The sequence below is a fragment of the Microtetraspora niveoalba genome (assembly GCF_001570405.1).
Lineage (GTDB): Bacteria > Actinomycetota > Actinomycetes > Streptosporangiales > Streptosporangiaceae > Microtetraspora > Microtetraspora niveoalba.
In genome coordinates this window covers 59088-71440 of record NZ_BBYM01000025.1, presented here as the reverse complement: position 1 = coordinate 71440, position 12353 = coordinate 59088, and the positions used below count along the sequence as shown (strand labels likewise).

The window sequence follows — 12353 nt, the reverse complement described above, 5'->3', positions numbered from 1 at the left end:
GCCGCTTCGCCGGGTGCGCCGTGTGGCGGCCGGACGTGTCCGGAGGACGCTTGGTGACCGGTCGGGTCTCGCGCACGCTTTGTCTCTACTCTCTGTAATGGCTTGATGACATACTGTGGCCGCCCTTGGAGGTTCTCCCTGGAGGAAGTCAATCCATGATCAAGCCGGTAGTGAAGGCCGTGCCCGCGGCGCTCGCGGCGGCGGCTCTGCTCGCCACCCCCTTCATCCTTTCCACCCCCGCCCACGCCACCACCTCGACCGCCGGTCGGCTGCCCGCCGGAGACGACGTGTACCGCGACTGGTTCACCAGCCACTCCAACTGCGTCTCGGCCGGCCAGGGCGGCATCGACCGCGGCCACTGGGGGCACTACACCTGCTCCGAGGGGGACTGGTTCTGGCATCTGTGGACCGACCGCTGAGCGACGCGGACTCCTCGCGTCAGTAGTCGCACCACACGCGAGGTGACGACCGGTTCTCCGCCGGACGCCGCCTCAGCCTGACCGGCCGGCGGGGCCGGGGCCGTACGGCCCCGCCGGCGACGCGGACCTCTCCCCAGGGGGCCGGTCATGTCGGCGGAGCGGGGCCGGGTCGTGTTCCCGGCCGATCGGCGACCGAGACGAAATTGTCGGACGGCTTCGCTAAGTTTCCGCCATGGCGGAATACGTATTGGTTGCCGGCGCGTGGCTCGGATCGTGGGCGTGGGACGAGGTGGTCCCGGAGCTGCGTGCGGCGGGCCACGGCGCCCACCCGTTGACGCTCTCCGGCCTCGCCGAGAAGCGAGGGGCGCCGGCCGGGCAGCAGACCCACGTCCAGGACATCGTCGATCTGGTCGAACGGCTCGACCTGCGCGAGGTCGTCGTGGTCGGGCACAGCTACTCGGGCATCCCCGTGGGGCAGGCGGCGGAGCGGATCGGGGACCGGCTGGCCCGCGTGGTCTTCGTCGACTCTAACGTTCCGAGGCCCGGGGCGGCATTCGTCTCCGGCTGGCCGGGTGGCCAGGTGGTGGAGGCGTCGATCGCCGAGAACCAGGGTTTCTGGCCGCCGCTGGCCGCGGCGGACTACGACGGCCAGGGGCTCACCGACCAGCAGATCGCCCGGATCGTGGCCGGCTCGACCCCGCACCCGGGGGCGACGTTGACCGAGCCCGCCGTGCTGGAGCGGCCGCTCGGCGAGCTGCCGGCGACGTACATCAAGTGCCTGCTCGACGGCGACAAGCCGACCGACGACGTGGCCGAGTTGCTGACCAGTGAGCACTGGCGGCTCGTGGAGATGGACACCGGCCACTGGCCGATGTTCTCCCAGCCGCGCGAGCTGGCACGGATCCTGCTCGACGCGGCCGCGAGGTGAGCCCGCGCTCGTGGTGACCCGCCGCGGCGGCCTGCCGGATTCTCGATCTCTCGGAGAGCTGCCGTCCGCCGCGGCTCGGTCAGACCACGGTGTCCGGATAGGGGCTCCTCATCGCGCCGAAATAGGCCTCGGGCGCCCCTTCCATGTGCTCGGGCAGTTCGTCCATGAAGGCGCGCAGCAGCGGGGTCGCGTTGTGCCGGTCGAGGTCTTCCTGGGAACGCCAGACCTCGTAGAGGAAGAATCGGCCGTCCTCCTGCTCGTGGAGGTGGTACTGAAGGCTGCCCTCGTGCCCCCGGGACGGCTCGACGAGGTCCGTCAGGAGCTTCCTGAGGGCGTCGGCGTGTCCGTGCTTGGGGGTCAGGAATCCGTAGAGCGAAACGGGCGGTCGCGTGGTCGATGTCGTCGTCATGTGAGCGACCCTAGGATGTGACATCGGTGTCAGATTCAAGCCGCTTCGTTGTGGGGTGGGTCACATGAAGATCGGGGAGCTGTCCCGCGAAACGGGCGTGGCCGTACGCCTTCTCCGTTACTACGAGGCCCAGGGGTTGCTCAGCTCACACCGCAGCGAGGGCGGCCACCGCCATTACGATCCCGAGGCCCCCGCCACCGTCGCCCGCATCCGCGCCCTGCTCGCGGCCGGGCTCCCCACGAGGGTCATCCGCCAGCTCATGCCCTGCTTCGCCGGCGACGGCACCGAGCTCCAGGCATGCGTCCTCGACCACGTCAGAGCCCAGTTGGCCGAGCTGGACTCCCGCATCGCCGACCTCACCCAGGCGCGCGCGGCTCTGGGCGGCATCCTCGACGCCTCAACCCGAGCACTCGCCCACGCCTGAATCCGTCGTCACACGCCGGGAATCCGTCTCCGTCGGCGGGGCGGCGGGGCATCGGTGAGGGCTTGGCCCTCGCCCGCTTCGGCTACATCGGCCGCGGGGAGGTCGTGCCAGGCTGCTGGCCGCGAAGGGGCACGTCCCGGGTGGCGAGGCCGGCGGCGCGGGTGGTGAGGTAGTCGCGTTCGGGGATGCTGGTCGTCCGGCTCGCCGCCGCGCGATAGTCCTCGATCGCCGCCGCGTGGTCACCGGCCATCTCCAGCAGGTGGGCCCGGGCGGCGTGGAAGCGGTGGTTCCCGGAGAGGCGGCCGTCGAGCGCTTTGAGCATCCGCAGGCCGGTGGCGGGCCCGTGGGCCATGGCGGCGGCGACGGCGCGGTTGAGCGACACCAGGGGGTTGTCGGACATCCGTTCCAGGAGGCCGTACAGCGCGAGGATCTGCGGCCAGTCGGTCTCCTCGGCCGTCGCCGCCTCGTCGTGCAGCGCGGCGATCGCCGCCTGGAGCTGGTACGGCCCGACCGAGCCCCTGGCCAGGGTGCGGGTGATGAGCGCGACGCCTTCGGCGACGGCCCGGCCGTCCCAGAGGCTCCGGTCCTGGTCGGCGAGCGGGATCGGTGTGCCGGACGCGTCGGTGCGGGCGGGGCGCCGCGCGTCGGTGAGCAGCATCAAGGCGAGGAGGCCCGCCACCTCGCAGTCGTCCGGGAGCAGCCGGTGGGCGACGCGGGTCAGCCGGATCGCCTCCTGGGAGAGCTCGATCCGGTGCAGGCCGGGCCCGGCGCTGCTGGCGTAGCCCTCGTTGAAGATGAGGTACAGCACGTGCAGCACCGAGCCGAGCCGGGCCGCCCGCTCCCCGGCGGCGGGCATCCGGAACGGCACGCCGGACGCCTTGATGCGCTGCTTGGCCCGGCTGATCCGCTGGGCCATCGTCGCCTCGGGCACCATGAACGCGCGGGCGATCTCGGCCGTGGTGAGGCCGCCCACGGACCGCAGCGTGAGGGCGATCGCCGACGCCGGGGTCAGCGCGGGATGGCAGCAGAGGAACAGCATGATCAGCGTGTCGTCCCGGTCCGCCTCGAGCGCGTCCTCGGCCGGGGGAGCGGTCCGTCTCTCCGGAGGCTCCTGGGCGGCCACCAGCTCCTCGCGGCGGCGCCGCGCCTGCTCGTTGCGCACCTGGTCGGCCATCCGGCGGTGGGCGACCTGGATCAGCCACCCCCGGGGGTTGTCCGGCACGCCCCGCGCGGGCCACTGGTCCAGGGCGTCCAGCATCGCCTCCTGCACCGCGTCGTCGGCCGCGTCGAAGTCTCCGAAACGGCGGGTGAGCAGGCCGACGACCTGCGGCGCGAGTTCGCGCAGCAGGTCGTCGACGGCTGACGTGCTCACCCTCGCTTCAGCCCGGCAGCCCGGTCACAGCTCCTCGGGCGGCGCCGACATCACCTGGCGCACCTCGATCGGCATGTTGAGCGGCCTGCCGCCGGGCCCGGGCGCGGCCGAGATGTAGGCGGCGAGGTCGACCGCCCGCTCGGGGGTCTCGCAGTCGACGATCCACCAGCCGATGAGGAACTCCTTCGTCTCGGGGAACGGGCCGTCGGTGACGACCGGGGAGGCGCCGTCACCGGCGCGTACGATGCGGGCCTGGTCCGGGCCCGCGAGGCCCTGGGCGTCGACGAACACGCCGTCCTTGACGAACTTGTCGTTCGTCTCGCGCATGAACTCGATGTGGGCCTTGACGTCCTCGGCCGGCCAGGTGTGGATGGGCGGAAGATCGGTCTGCTCACTGAACTGCATCAGCAGCATGTACTTCATGGTCTCGCTCCCTGAGCTTGTCGGCGTTTGCACCCCAGGTCGAAGCAGGTGACCTCATTCTCGACATCCTCGCGAGATTTCGAGGAAGATTTTTCGGCGCCGCCGTCCTGGGGTGTGCAGGGACGGGGGCAGCCGGTCTCCACCCGGCGGCCGGAGTCGCGCCAGGCGGTGATGCCGTGATCGCGCAGGAGTGTGACGGCCCGGGGGGACACCACGCAGAACGGCCCGCCGCAGTAGGCCACGATCTCGACGGCGCGCGGCCGCTCGCAGGTGCTGCAACTGGGCCGAGGTGTTCTTCAGGGGGACGCGCGCCTCCTCGGCCAGCTCCTCGACCGTGCGTTCGCGCTCTCCCAGGACGTCCAGCAGTCGCAGCCGTACGGGGCTCCCGAACACCTTGCCGATGCGGGCGAGCTCCCGGTAGATCGGCTTCTCGGGGAATCCGGCCACGGTCAGACCATGTACTGGTCGTGCCGGGCGAACAGCTCGGTCCACTCCTCGGGGCCGAGTTGCCGCCCGGTGGTCGCGATCTCGGCGAGTGCCTCGAAGTACGCCTCGCGCGGCGCTCCGGGGGTGAAAAGCAGCAACATCGAAGCGGGCTCGCCCGACTCGTTCCGGAACGCGTGGATCCCGCCCTCCGGTACGAACAGGAAGTCACCCTGCGTCCCGTCCACCCAGCGTTCTCCGTTGTAGAGGCGGATGGTGCCGGAAAGAACGTAGAAGGACTCGGTCATCGTGCGGTGGAAATGCGGGCTGGGACCGGAGGGCTGGGGGTCCATGTCCCACCGGTAGAGGCCGAAGTGGCCGCCGGTCGAGGCGCCGGTGGCCAGGTAGTGCAGGCCGGTTCCCCGGCCGTCCGGGCGCATCCGCAGGTCCGGCGGCGTGGACCCGAGCCGGAAGACGCCGCTGTTCTCGCCTGTCTCGCCCAGGTATCGCGGCTGCGGGTAGGACATCGTGCTCTCCTCACAAAATCCAAGGATTTTTAGAATAAGCACGTCGCCGGCGGGTGTACCAGGAGGTGAACAGCGACCCGTCCACTCCGCGCGACTGCACGACGGTGGGCTTGAACAGCACGGGCAGACCTCCTGATTAAAGAGAAAGAGCCGTTGAACGGATAGGCCCCGCGACGCCTGGCGAAAAATGGGGTGTATTGACTTCATTACTTTCAGTGAGAAAAGGTGAGGTCCCCGGAAAACCAAGGAGGTCGCCGTGCGCGCAATCCTCAGAGGCGTAATCCTGATGCTGATGGGCGCTCTCATCCTTATGGTGGCGGTCAACCGGGACGCGGACGGACCCGGGGTCCTCGTGTTCTTCATCTTCCTGGGCCTCCTGCTCGCCGTCACCTTCTCGTCTGACGACCCACCGACCGGGGGTGGCGGCGGTGGGGGCGGAGGCGGCGGATACAGCGGATACGGCGGAGGCGGAGACGCCGGATTCGGCGGTGACGGGGGAGACGGCGGCGATTAGGAGGAAAGAAGGGGCCCAGCCGGGATGCGGCCAGGGCCCTTTTCGGGTGTGGCCGTTTCCCCGAAACGGGGGAATCTCGGCGCTAGCATGACACCGCGTGGCGATCATCGGTCAAGGTCGCACGGAAGGCGGGACACCGCATGGACACCCAAGGCTGGGCGATCAGCGTGCCGGTCGGATACCGGGTCGGCGACTGGCGGGTGACCCGGCCGATCGCCTCCGGAAGCTGGGCCAGCGTGTACGAGGGGCGGCCGGTGACCGGCGACGGCGAGCCTGCCGCGCTGAAGTTCCTGCCCACCGGCACGGTCACCCGCCGCCAGCTCCGCCACCTGCGGGACATGGCCCAGCGGGAGATCCGCCTGCACCGCGCCCTGCGGCACCCGCGCGTGGTGCGGGTCATGGAGACGCTCGTCGTGGACGACGCGGACGACCCCGACCTCGACGGAGCCTGCGTCCTGGTCATGGAGCCGGCCCGCAGGTCGCTGGCCGACCTGCTCCGCGCCGGAGCACCCGTGCCGGACGCGCCGAGGCTGATCGCCGAGATCTGCGAGGGGCTGGCCCACCTGCACGCCGAGGGGTGGCTCCACGGCGACCTCAAGCCGAGCAACGTCCTCCTGATGGCCGACGGCTCGGTCCGGCTCGCCGACTTCGGGCTGGCCACCGAGATCGACGGCACCCACGGCTACCTCCCCCCGGCGGGGTCGGTCGACCACGTGCCCCCGGAGCGCTGGGGCGAGCCGCTGACCGAGCGCGGCTACGCCGTACGGACCTCGGCCGACATCTGGGCGCTCGGCGTGACCGCGTGCCAGTTGCTCACCGGGCGCCTGCCGTTCGACGCGCCGACCGCCCGCGCCCGTTACGTCGCGGCGGCCGAGTACGTGGCGGGGGAGCGGCCCCTCGCGCTTCCCGCCTCGCTGCCGGACGCCTGGCGGGCCTGGATCGCCGACTGCCTCGCGCCTCGGCCGAGGTCGCGGCCCGAGGCGGCGTTCCAGCTCCGCCGGGCCCGCGTCCTGGCGGGCACCGTACGCGTCCCGGACGGGAGGAGGGGACGCGGCGTCGCCGGGCTGGCCGCCGCCGCCCTCCTCACGCTCGCGGCCGGCACGGGGGCGACCGCCGTGGAGGGCGGGCCGGATCCCTACGCGCGCTGGCTGCGCACCGGCTCCGACATCCCGCGCCAGTACCGCGGCCTGATCGTCCAGGCGGGCACGATGTGCGACGAGCCCGGCCTGACGCCCGCGCTCGTCGCCGCGATCCTCAAGACGGAGAGCGGTTTCGACCCCGACCTGTCCGATCCGGCCAAGGACGAGTACGGCCTGGCCCGGTGGACGCCGTCCGTGATGCGGTTCTATCTCCCCGCGGAGAGGAGGGGCGAGATCCCCACGCCTCCGCTGCCCCCCGAGGACAGCATCCCCGCGGTCGGCCGCTACCTGTGCGTACGGCTGCCGCTGCTCGCCGGGGTGCCCGGCGATCCGGGGCTGCTCGGGGCGGCGGCGTTCCGGTCGTCGGACGACGTGATCCGAGGGGAGAACGGCGTGCCGGCCCGCTTCCAGCCGTACGTGGAACGGGTGCGCCGCCACCGCGCCGACTACCAACCGTGACCGCCCGCCGTGACCACCCGTGCCGATCACCAACCGTGACCGCCCGCCGAAGACCGGCGCCGACTACCAACCGTGACCACCGGCCGTGACCACCCGCGCCGACCACCAACCGTGACCGCCCGCCGAAGACCGGCGCCGACTACCAACGTGGCCACCCGCCGCGACCGCCGGCGGTGACGCCGGTCGTGACCACCCGGCGCGACCGCCCGCCGTGGCCCCGCCTCTCCGGGGAGCGTCCGCCGGGAGCGGCTCAGCCGTCCAGCAGCGTCAGGTGGTGCTCGGTGACCAGGTCGAACCGGAGCGCGACGGAGACCAGCGCGGCGCGCTGCCAGTCGGCCTTGCGCGCGCCGGACGCCTCCTTGACGCGCAGCTTCGTCCTGGCCAGATAGTCGATGTGGAAGTTGACGGCCGCGCGGGTCAGGTCGGCGCAGCCGGGGACGCGCTCCAGGCGCTCCAGCACCTCGGGAACGGTCGGGATGACCGACGACGAGCAGTCGCGCAGCCGGGGCTCGCAGAGCGCGACCAGCACCAGGAAGTACTTCGCCGACTCGTCCACCGAGAACGCCGACAACGTCGGCTCTCCCGACGTGCTCTCGGGCGCGTCCAGGTCGATGTAGCTGTGCTGGGAGGCGAAGACCAGGAACGTGCACGACCCTTCGGCGACCGGCAGCACCACGCGGGCGAACTCGAACGGCACGGGCGCGGCGGCCCGCCCCGGAGGCACCTTGAGGAACTCGCCGCCGCCTTCGGGGTTCTCCACCACGAGGGTCGCGGAGCGGCTGAGGTTGGTCAGCAGCCAGTAGTCCTCGACGGCCCTGATGACGCCGGCCCTCCGCGACACGCCCGGGTGGCGCAGCGGGAAGTCGACCGGCGCGGCCACGTCGCCGCGGCCGAAACTGATCTCACGGCCCGGACGGATCTCCAGCGTGGACGACCCGGGACCGGGAGCCTCGGTCTGAACGAGGATCGTCCGCATTCTCTCCGCGTCCTCCGTATGGGCGGCGATCGAGCACCCTTGAATCTTCGAGGTTAGCAAAATCGGGATCATGTCCGAGCATGGCGATGACCGGAGAAAACCGGGAAAGCCGCAAAACGCTGGAAAGCGGGCACATGGCGTTAATTCGCGTATCGGCGACGGCGGATTCCCCGGCTCCACGGAAGGCGAAGAGACATGGGGGAGAAATGTTCTCTGCACGCACGAAAGCCGGGGCAGCGGCGGCGGGGGCCGCGGCGGCGCTCCTGACGATGATCGGGGCGCCCGCCGCCCAGGCCGCGGCGGCGTCGTCCGTCCCGGCGACGGTCCCGGCCCGGGGCGCGTCCTGCGGCGGCATCACCAACCCCTGCGGGATCGTCTACAACCGCACCGGGGGCACGCTGCAACTGAGCCGGGACGCGAACAGCCACTTCACCTGCGGCGCGATCGGACCCTACCGGGACCTCCCGAACGGCAAGAACTCCAACGCGTACGGGTCGCCGCACTGGCCCGACGTCGACTGCGTACGGTCGCGGACCAGGTGGATCGTTGCCAACGGCCGGGTCTACCCGCCGGGGGAGTGGATCAGGATCTGGACCTCGAAGTGGTTCTACGGCGCGTGACGACGCATCATGGATGACCGGAGTCGCCGGGCGGGGGATGTGAGGGCGTGCGAGAGGTGGCGGGGCCGGACGGGGAGCGGCCGTGCGCGGGTGACCGGAGCCTCGCTGCCTTCCCACCCGCCCCGGTCGGCCCAGGGGGCGGTCAGCCGCTACGGCAGCGAGTCGACCTGCTGCTCGCCCGTCCCGCGCGGGCGGGGCGCACGCGCGTGCTGGCCGTCGAGGGCCGGTCGGGCGCGGGCAAGTCCACCCTCGCCGAGGCACTCGCGACCGCCCGCGGGCTGCCGCTCGTCCGGATGGACGACCTCTATCCCGGCTGGGACGGCCTGCTCGGCGGTGTGGAGGCCCTCGTCGAATGGGTCCTGCGGCCGCTGAGCCTGGGCCGTCCCGCCCGGTGGCGGCGATTCGACTGGACCGCCGGCGAGTACGCCGAATGGCACGAGGAGCCCGCGGCGGGGGCGCTCCTCGTCGAAGGCGTCGGCTGCGGGGCCTGGAGCGCCGCGCCGTTCCTGAGCGGCCTGATCTGGGTGAAGGCGCCCGACGACGTCCGCAGGTCCCGCGCGCTGGCGCGGGACGGGGATCTCTATCTGCCCCACTGGACCCGCTGGGCGGACCAGGAGGAGCGCTTCTACGCGACCCACGACGTCCGGGCCCGCGCCGACCTCACGATCGTCACCGGCTGACCGGCGCCCCGGTCCATGCCGCGCACCGGCACTCGACGGGCGGTCCCTCCGCCGGACGTTGTCCGGGAGTGTCAGGGGTTCTGGCGCACGCCCAGCTCGTCGAGGCGGTTGAGCATGTCGGCGGGGTCGGCGTACACCCGGAACGCGCCCGCGCGCTCCAGCTCGTCCCTGCCGTACCCGCCGGACAGCAGGCCGATCCCGAGCGCCCCCGCGCGGCGCGCGGCGAGCAGGTCCCAGACGCTGTCGCCGACCACCATGGCGGACCGGGGGTCGATGTCCAGCAGGGTGGCGCCGGCGAGGAACAGGTCGGGGTCGGGCTTGGCCCGCCGCACCAGGTCGCGGGTGACCATGGGGGTGTCCTCCGGCAGCCCGAGCATGTCGAGCGCCCGCCGGGCGGTCTTGGCGTACCCGCTGGTCGCGATCGCCCACGGCACCCCGCGTTCCGTGAGCTCGGACAGCAGCGCGGACGCCCCGGGCAGCGGTCGTACGGACTCGATCTGCTCGGTGTAGGCGGCGGCGTGCGCGTCCTGGAGGTCGTCGATCTGCTCCTGGGTCAGGGACAGACCGGTCTCCCGCAGCAGCGCGGTGACGAAGAGGCCCCCGCTCATGCCGATGCGCCGGTGGATCCGCCAGACCGACAGGTCGATGCCGAGCCCGGCGAGCGCCGAGCGCCAGGCGATCACGTGCTGGTACACGCTGTCGATCAGGGTGCCGTCGAGGTCGAAGAGGAACGCCGGGCTGGGCGGATCGGGATAGCCGAGGTCAGTGCTCACCGGCCCATTCTCCCCGGAGGCCCCGGGCCGGTTCCCACCGCCTCCGGGTACGGCGGAGCCCGCGGCAGGTGGGACCGCGGGCTCCCGATCGGCTCACACTCCGGCGCGGGAGGGAGTGCGCATGGCCTGCTGCTGCGTCTCCTGCCACTCCGACATCTCGTGCCGCTTCATGTCGCGCATCTCTTCCATGCGGAGCGCGACCCCCATGCCGAAGAACGTGGGCGCCCACTCTCCGATGAAGATCCCCCAGCGGTCGGCACGATCCCGGCCCGCGGCCTCGTAGTTTCTCGACACGAACCATGACGTGGCCGCGAGGCCGATCGAGGCGAGTCCGGCCGCGTACATCATGCTGGAGCGCAGCCCCATCTTGTGGAGTGTGCTGATCATTTTCCCCCCTGGGTGGTGCTTTCGCTCTGGTGTTACCCTCCGCAATATCGGATAAACGGTGCGTATCGCTCAACGATGGGCATCGACCTCGGCCCGCGACGGCGGCGCCGCGCCCTCCCGTGTGCAGGTCAGCGCGGCGGCACGGACCGCATAACCGAGGGCGTCCGCGAGCCCCATGCCCCGGTCGGCCGTCGCGTGCAGGAACGCGCCGGTGAAGGCGTCCCCCGCTCCGACCGTGTCCACCACCCGCACGGGGACGCCGGCCGCCTCCACGGGAGGGCCGTCCGCGCGCAGCGCCACCGCTCCGGCCGCACCCCTGGTCACCAGCACCAGGTCGAGGCCGTGGTCCGCGAGCCACGTCCGGGCCGTGTCGAGCGGGTGGCGCTCCGGGTGCAGCCACCGGAGGTCCTCCTCGCTCGCCTTGACGACGTGCGCGGCCGTGAGCCACGCCTCCACCCGCTCCAGGTACGGCTCCCGCCCGGGCAGGACGGCCGGCCGTACGTTGACGTCGTAGACCACCGTCGCCTCGCCGCGGTGGCGGGCGGCCCACGATCGCAGCACGTCGGCCCCGGGTGGCAGGACGGAAGCGAGCGAGCCGACGTGCAGGGCCCGGGTGCCGGGCGGGAGCGACGCGGGCAGCTCTCCGGGGGTCCACTGCCAGTCGGCGGTGCGCTCCATGTAGAAGCGGAAGTCGGCGGAGCCGTGCTCGTCGAGATCCACCACGGCGAGCGTCGTCGGCTCGGCCGCCTCGGCGGCGAGGGAGAGGTCCACGCCGTTCGTGGTCAGGTGGTCGCGCAGCCGTCGCCCGAACCCGTCCCGCGACAACCGGCACAGCAGCCGCGCCGGAGTTCCGAGGCGCGCGAGGGCGACGGCCGTGTTGGCCGGGCCGCCTCCCGGCACGGCGCGCCAGGTGTTCTCGGCGCCCGCCGGGACGAGGTCGATGAGCGCCTCGCCGCACACGATGATCACTGTTCCTCCCGCTGGGTGCCGTCCGGCCGTCCTCGCCTCGCAGTCTGGCAGTGGACGGCGACCGGAGGTAGTTTTCCTAAATCCCTACCTGGACGCCATGGATTTTCGGTGTCATGATTCCGGCATGAGACCACGGCGAGTACTCACCGAGCGTCGTCACATCGACCTGCTCCGGGTCTGCGCCGCCGCGTGTCGGCCGCCGGTTCCACAAGATCCGGCACGTCACCAGGTCCGAAGGAGAAGGCAATGAGCCAGGCGAAGATCATCGACCTCGCCGCCCGCGAGCCGACCCGAAAACCGGCCCGAGAGCCGGTCCGAGACCCTGTCCGAGAGCCGGCCCGAGACTCGCTCCGGGACTCCGTCGGCGCGCCCGCCGGCGAACCGGCCGGGCCGGACGAGGGCACCGTCCTCAGCGTGGTCCCCATCCCCGGGGCGGAGGCCGCGCTCATCATCGTCGGGCGCGTCGTCCCGCTGCCCCCGCCGGTCCCGGGGACCCCGCCGCCGTCCGGGCCGCCCCCGGCGTACGCGCACGACGCCGGGACGGACGGGTTCGTCGTGGACCGCTCGGCGCGGGTGGTGCGGGTGGACGGCGACGACATCGAGCTCACCTACCGCGAGTTCGAGCTGCTCGACTTCCTCTGCTCCGCGCCCGGCCGCGTCTACACCCGGCGCCAGATCATGGCCGCCGTGTGGGACAGGTACGGGGACGAGAGCGCCCGCACCGTCGACGTCCACATCCTGCGGCTGCGCAGGAAGCTGGGACGGCACGCCGGACGCGTCGTGACCGTGCGGAACGTCGGCTACAAGTTCCAGGGCGTTCCACGCCGGGCGTGAAGCGGACTCGGCGGGGCGGGAGGAGCCGACGCCGCCGGCCGGCCTGACCCCGGCGGACACGGCGCGGCCATGCGGAA

At 72.1% G+C, this 12353-nt stretch carries 17 protein-coding genes; 8 read left to right on the top strand and 9 right to left on the bottom strand.

Features of this window, described 5'->3' with window-relative positions:
* Window positions 1–155: 155 nt before the first annotated feature.
* Both AWQ70_RS24460 and AWQ70_RS24455 read left to right on the top strand, forming a co-directional pair.
* Window positions 156–419 (top strand): hypothetical protein, encoded by a 264-nt coding sequence (locus AWQ70_RS24460; protein ID WP_067180199.1) that lies wholly within the window; start codon window positions 156–158, stop codon window positions 417–419.
* Window positions 420–651: 232 nt separating this feature from the next.
* Entirely contained in the window at window positions 652–1347 is a 696-nt protein-coding gene (locus AWQ70_RS24455; RefSeq protein WP_067180196.1) for an alpha/beta fold hydrolase, read from the top strand.
* A gap of 79 nt (window positions 1348–1426) precedes the next feature.
* Here AWQ70_RS24455 and AWQ70_RS24450 read toward each other — a convergent pair whose 3' ends face one another.
* Window positions 1427–1756 (bottom strand): putative quinol monooxygenase, encoded by a 330-nt coding sequence (locus AWQ70_RS24450; protein ID WP_067180195.1) that lies wholly within the window; start codon window positions 1754–1756, stop codon window positions 1427–1429.
* A gap of 64 nt (window positions 1757–1820) precedes the next feature.
* Between AWQ70_RS24450 and AWQ70_RS24445 the strand changes: the two genes are divergently transcribed.
* Entirely contained in the window at window positions 1821–2180 is a 360-nt protein-coding gene (locus AWQ70_RS24445; RefSeq protein WP_067180347.1) for a MerR family transcriptional regulator, read from the top strand.
* An 82-nt stretch (window positions 2181–2262) separates the two neighbouring features.
* Here the strand turns inward: AWQ70_RS24445 and AWQ70_RS24440 are convergent, their stop codons facing one another.
* From AWQ70_RS24440 to AWQ70_RS24430, 4 genes are read right to left on the bottom strand one after another with little or no spacing between them, the layout of a single operon-like run.
* Window positions 2263–3552: an RNA polymerase sigma factor gene (locus AWQ70_RS24440; RefSeq protein WP_067180192.1), complete on the bottom strand. Its 1290-nt coding sequence runs from the start codon at window positions 3550–3552 to the stop codon at window positions 2263–2265.
* A gap of 24 nt (window positions 3553–3576) precedes the next feature.
* Window positions 3577–3975 (bottom strand): YciI family protein, encoded by a 399-nt coding sequence (locus AWQ70_RS24435; RefSeq protein ID WP_067180189.1) that lies wholly within the window; start codon window positions 3973–3975, stop codon window positions 3577–3579.
* A 54-nt stretch (window positions 3976–4029) separates the two neighbouring features.
* Entirely contained in the window at window positions 4030–4422 is a 393-nt protein-coding gene (locus AWQ70_RS37940; RefSeq protein ID WP_084517754.1) for an ArsR/SmtB family transcription factor, read from the bottom strand.
* Window positions 4423–4424: 2 nt separating this feature from the next.
* Window positions 4425–4925: a cupin domain-containing protein gene (locus AWQ70_RS24430; RefSeq protein ID WP_067180186.1), complete on the bottom strand. Its 501-nt coding sequence runs from the start codon at window positions 4923–4925 to the stop codon at window positions 4425–4427.
* A 292-nt stretch (window positions 4926–5217) separates the two neighbouring features.
* Here AWQ70_RS24430 and AWQ70_RS40330 point away from each other — a divergent pair, with 292 nt between their 5' ends.
* Window positions 5218–5439: a hypothetical protein gene (locus AWQ70_RS40330; protein WP_157530339.1), complete on the top strand. Its 222-nt coding sequence runs from the start codon at window positions 5218–5220 to the stop codon at window positions 5437–5439.
* 140 nt (window positions 5440–5579) lie between these two features.
* Complete coding sequence (locus AWQ70_RS24420) at window positions 5580–7037, top strand: serine/threonine-protein kinase (RefSeq protein WP_067180180.1); 1458 nt, start codon at window positions 5580–5582, stop codon at window positions 7035–7037.
* Window positions 7038–7287: 250 nt separating this feature from the next.
* Here the strand turns inward: AWQ70_RS24420 and AWQ70_RS24415 are convergent, their stop codons facing one another.
* Window positions 7288–8013, bottom strand: coding sequence for an FHA domain-containing protein (locus AWQ70_RS24415; protein WP_067180177.1), 726 nt, complete (start codon window positions 8011–8013; stop codon window positions 7288–7290).
* A 206-nt stretch (window positions 8014–8219) separates the two neighbouring features.
* On the opposite strand from AWQ70_RS24415, the gene AWQ70_RS24410 reads away from it, so the two are divergent.
* A complete protein-coding gene (locus AWQ70_RS24410) occupies window positions 8220–8633 on the top strand; it encodes a hypothetical protein (RefSeq protein ID WP_067180175.1) in 414 nt (137 codons plus the stop codon).
* 47 nt (window positions 8634–8680) lie between these two features.
* On the top strand, window positions 8681–9313 hold the full coding sequence (locus tag AWQ70_RS24405) for a nucleoside/nucleotide kinase family protein (RefSeq protein ID WP_245647131.1): 633 nt from the start codon (window positions 8681–8683) through the stop codon (window positions 9311–9313).
* A gap of 71 nt (window positions 9314–9384) precedes the next feature.
* Here AWQ70_RS24405 and AWQ70_RS24400 read toward each other — a convergent pair whose 3' ends face one another.
* The 3 genes from AWQ70_RS24400 to AWQ70_RS24390 all read right to left on the bottom strand — a co-directional run bounded on the left by AWQ70_RS24400 (window position 9385) and on the right by AWQ70_RS24390 (window position 11442).
* Entirely contained in the window at window positions 9385–10086 is a 702-nt protein-coding gene (locus tag AWQ70_RS24400; protein ID WP_067180172.1) for an HAD family hydrolase, read from the bottom strand.
* 93 nt (window positions 10087–10179) lie between these two features.
* Window positions 10180–10473: a hypothetical protein gene (locus tag AWQ70_RS24395; protein ID WP_067180169.1), complete on the bottom strand. Its 294-nt coding sequence runs from the start codon at window positions 10471–10473 to the stop codon at window positions 10180–10182.
* A 69-nt stretch (window positions 10474–10542) separates the two neighbouring features.
* The gene (locus tag AWQ70_RS24390; protein ID WP_067180165.1) at window positions 10543–11442 is read right to left on the bottom strand and encodes a carbohydrate kinase family protein; all 900 of its coding nucleotides are present in this window, start codon (window positions 11440–11442) and stop codon (window positions 10543–10545) included.
* Window positions 11443–11688: 246 nt separating this feature from the next.
* Between AWQ70_RS24390 and AWQ70_RS24385 the strand changes: the two genes are divergently transcribed.
* The gene (locus AWQ70_RS24385; protein WP_067180163.1) at window positions 11689–12276 is read left to right on the top strand and encodes a winged helix-turn-helix domain-containing protein; all 588 of its coding nucleotides are present in this window, start codon (window positions 11689–11691) and stop codon (window positions 12274–12276) included.
* The last annotated feature ends 77 nt before the right edge of the window (window positions 12277–12353 follow it).

Excerpts from the sequence above, each read along its gene's own strand:
- AWQ70_RS24415 (WP_067180177.1), bottom strand. The coding sequence starts at position 8,013 with ATGCGGACGATCCTCGTTCAGACCGAGGCTCCCGGTCCCGGGTCGTCC.
- AWQ70_RS24445 (WP_067180347.1), top strand. The coding sequence starts at position 1,821 with ATGAAGATCGGGGAGCTGTCCCGCGAAACGGGCGTGGCCGTACGCCTT.
- AWQ70_RS24460 (WP_067180199.1), top strand. The coding sequence starts at position 156 with ATGATCAAGCCGGTAGTGAAGGCCGTGCCCGCGGCGCTCGCGGCGGCG.
- AWQ70_RS24385 (WP_067180163.1), top strand. The coding sequence starts at position 11,689 with ATGAGCCAGGCGAAGATCATCGACCTCGCCGCCCGCGAGCCGACCCGA.
- AWQ70_RS24450 (WP_067180195.1), bottom strand. The coding sequence starts at position 1,756 with ATGACGACGACATCGACCACGCGACCGCCCGTTTCGCTCTACGGATTC.
- AWQ70_RS24455 (WP_067180196.1), top strand. The coding sequence starts at position 652 with ATGGCGGAATACGTATTGGTTGCCGGCGCGTGGCTCGGATCGTGGGCG.
- AWQ70_RS24420 (WP_067180180.1), top strand. The coding sequence starts at position 5,580 with ATGGACACCCAAGGCTGGGCGATCAGCGTGCCGGTCGGATACCGGGTC.
- AWQ70_RS24435 (WP_067180189.1), bottom strand. The coding sequence starts at position 3,975 with ATGAAGTACATGCTGCTGATGCAGTTCAGTGAGCAGACCGATCTTCCG.
- AWQ70_RS40330 (WP_157530339.1), top strand. The coding sequence starts at position 5,218 with ATGGGCGCTCTCATCCTTATGGTGGCGGTCAACCGGGACGCGGACGGA.
- AWQ70_RS24430 (WP_067180186.1), bottom strand. The coding sequence starts at position 4,925 with ATGTCCTACCCGCAGCCGCGATACCTGGGCGAGACAGGCGAGAACAGC.
- AWQ70_RS24410 (WP_067180175.1), top strand. The coding sequence starts at position 8,220 with ATGTTCTCTGCACGCACGAAAGCCGGGGCAGCGGCGGCGGGGGCCGCG.
- AWQ70_RS24395 (WP_067180169.1), bottom strand. The coding sequence starts at position 10,473 with ATGATCAGCACACTCCACAAGATGGGGCTGCGCTCCAGCATGATGTAC.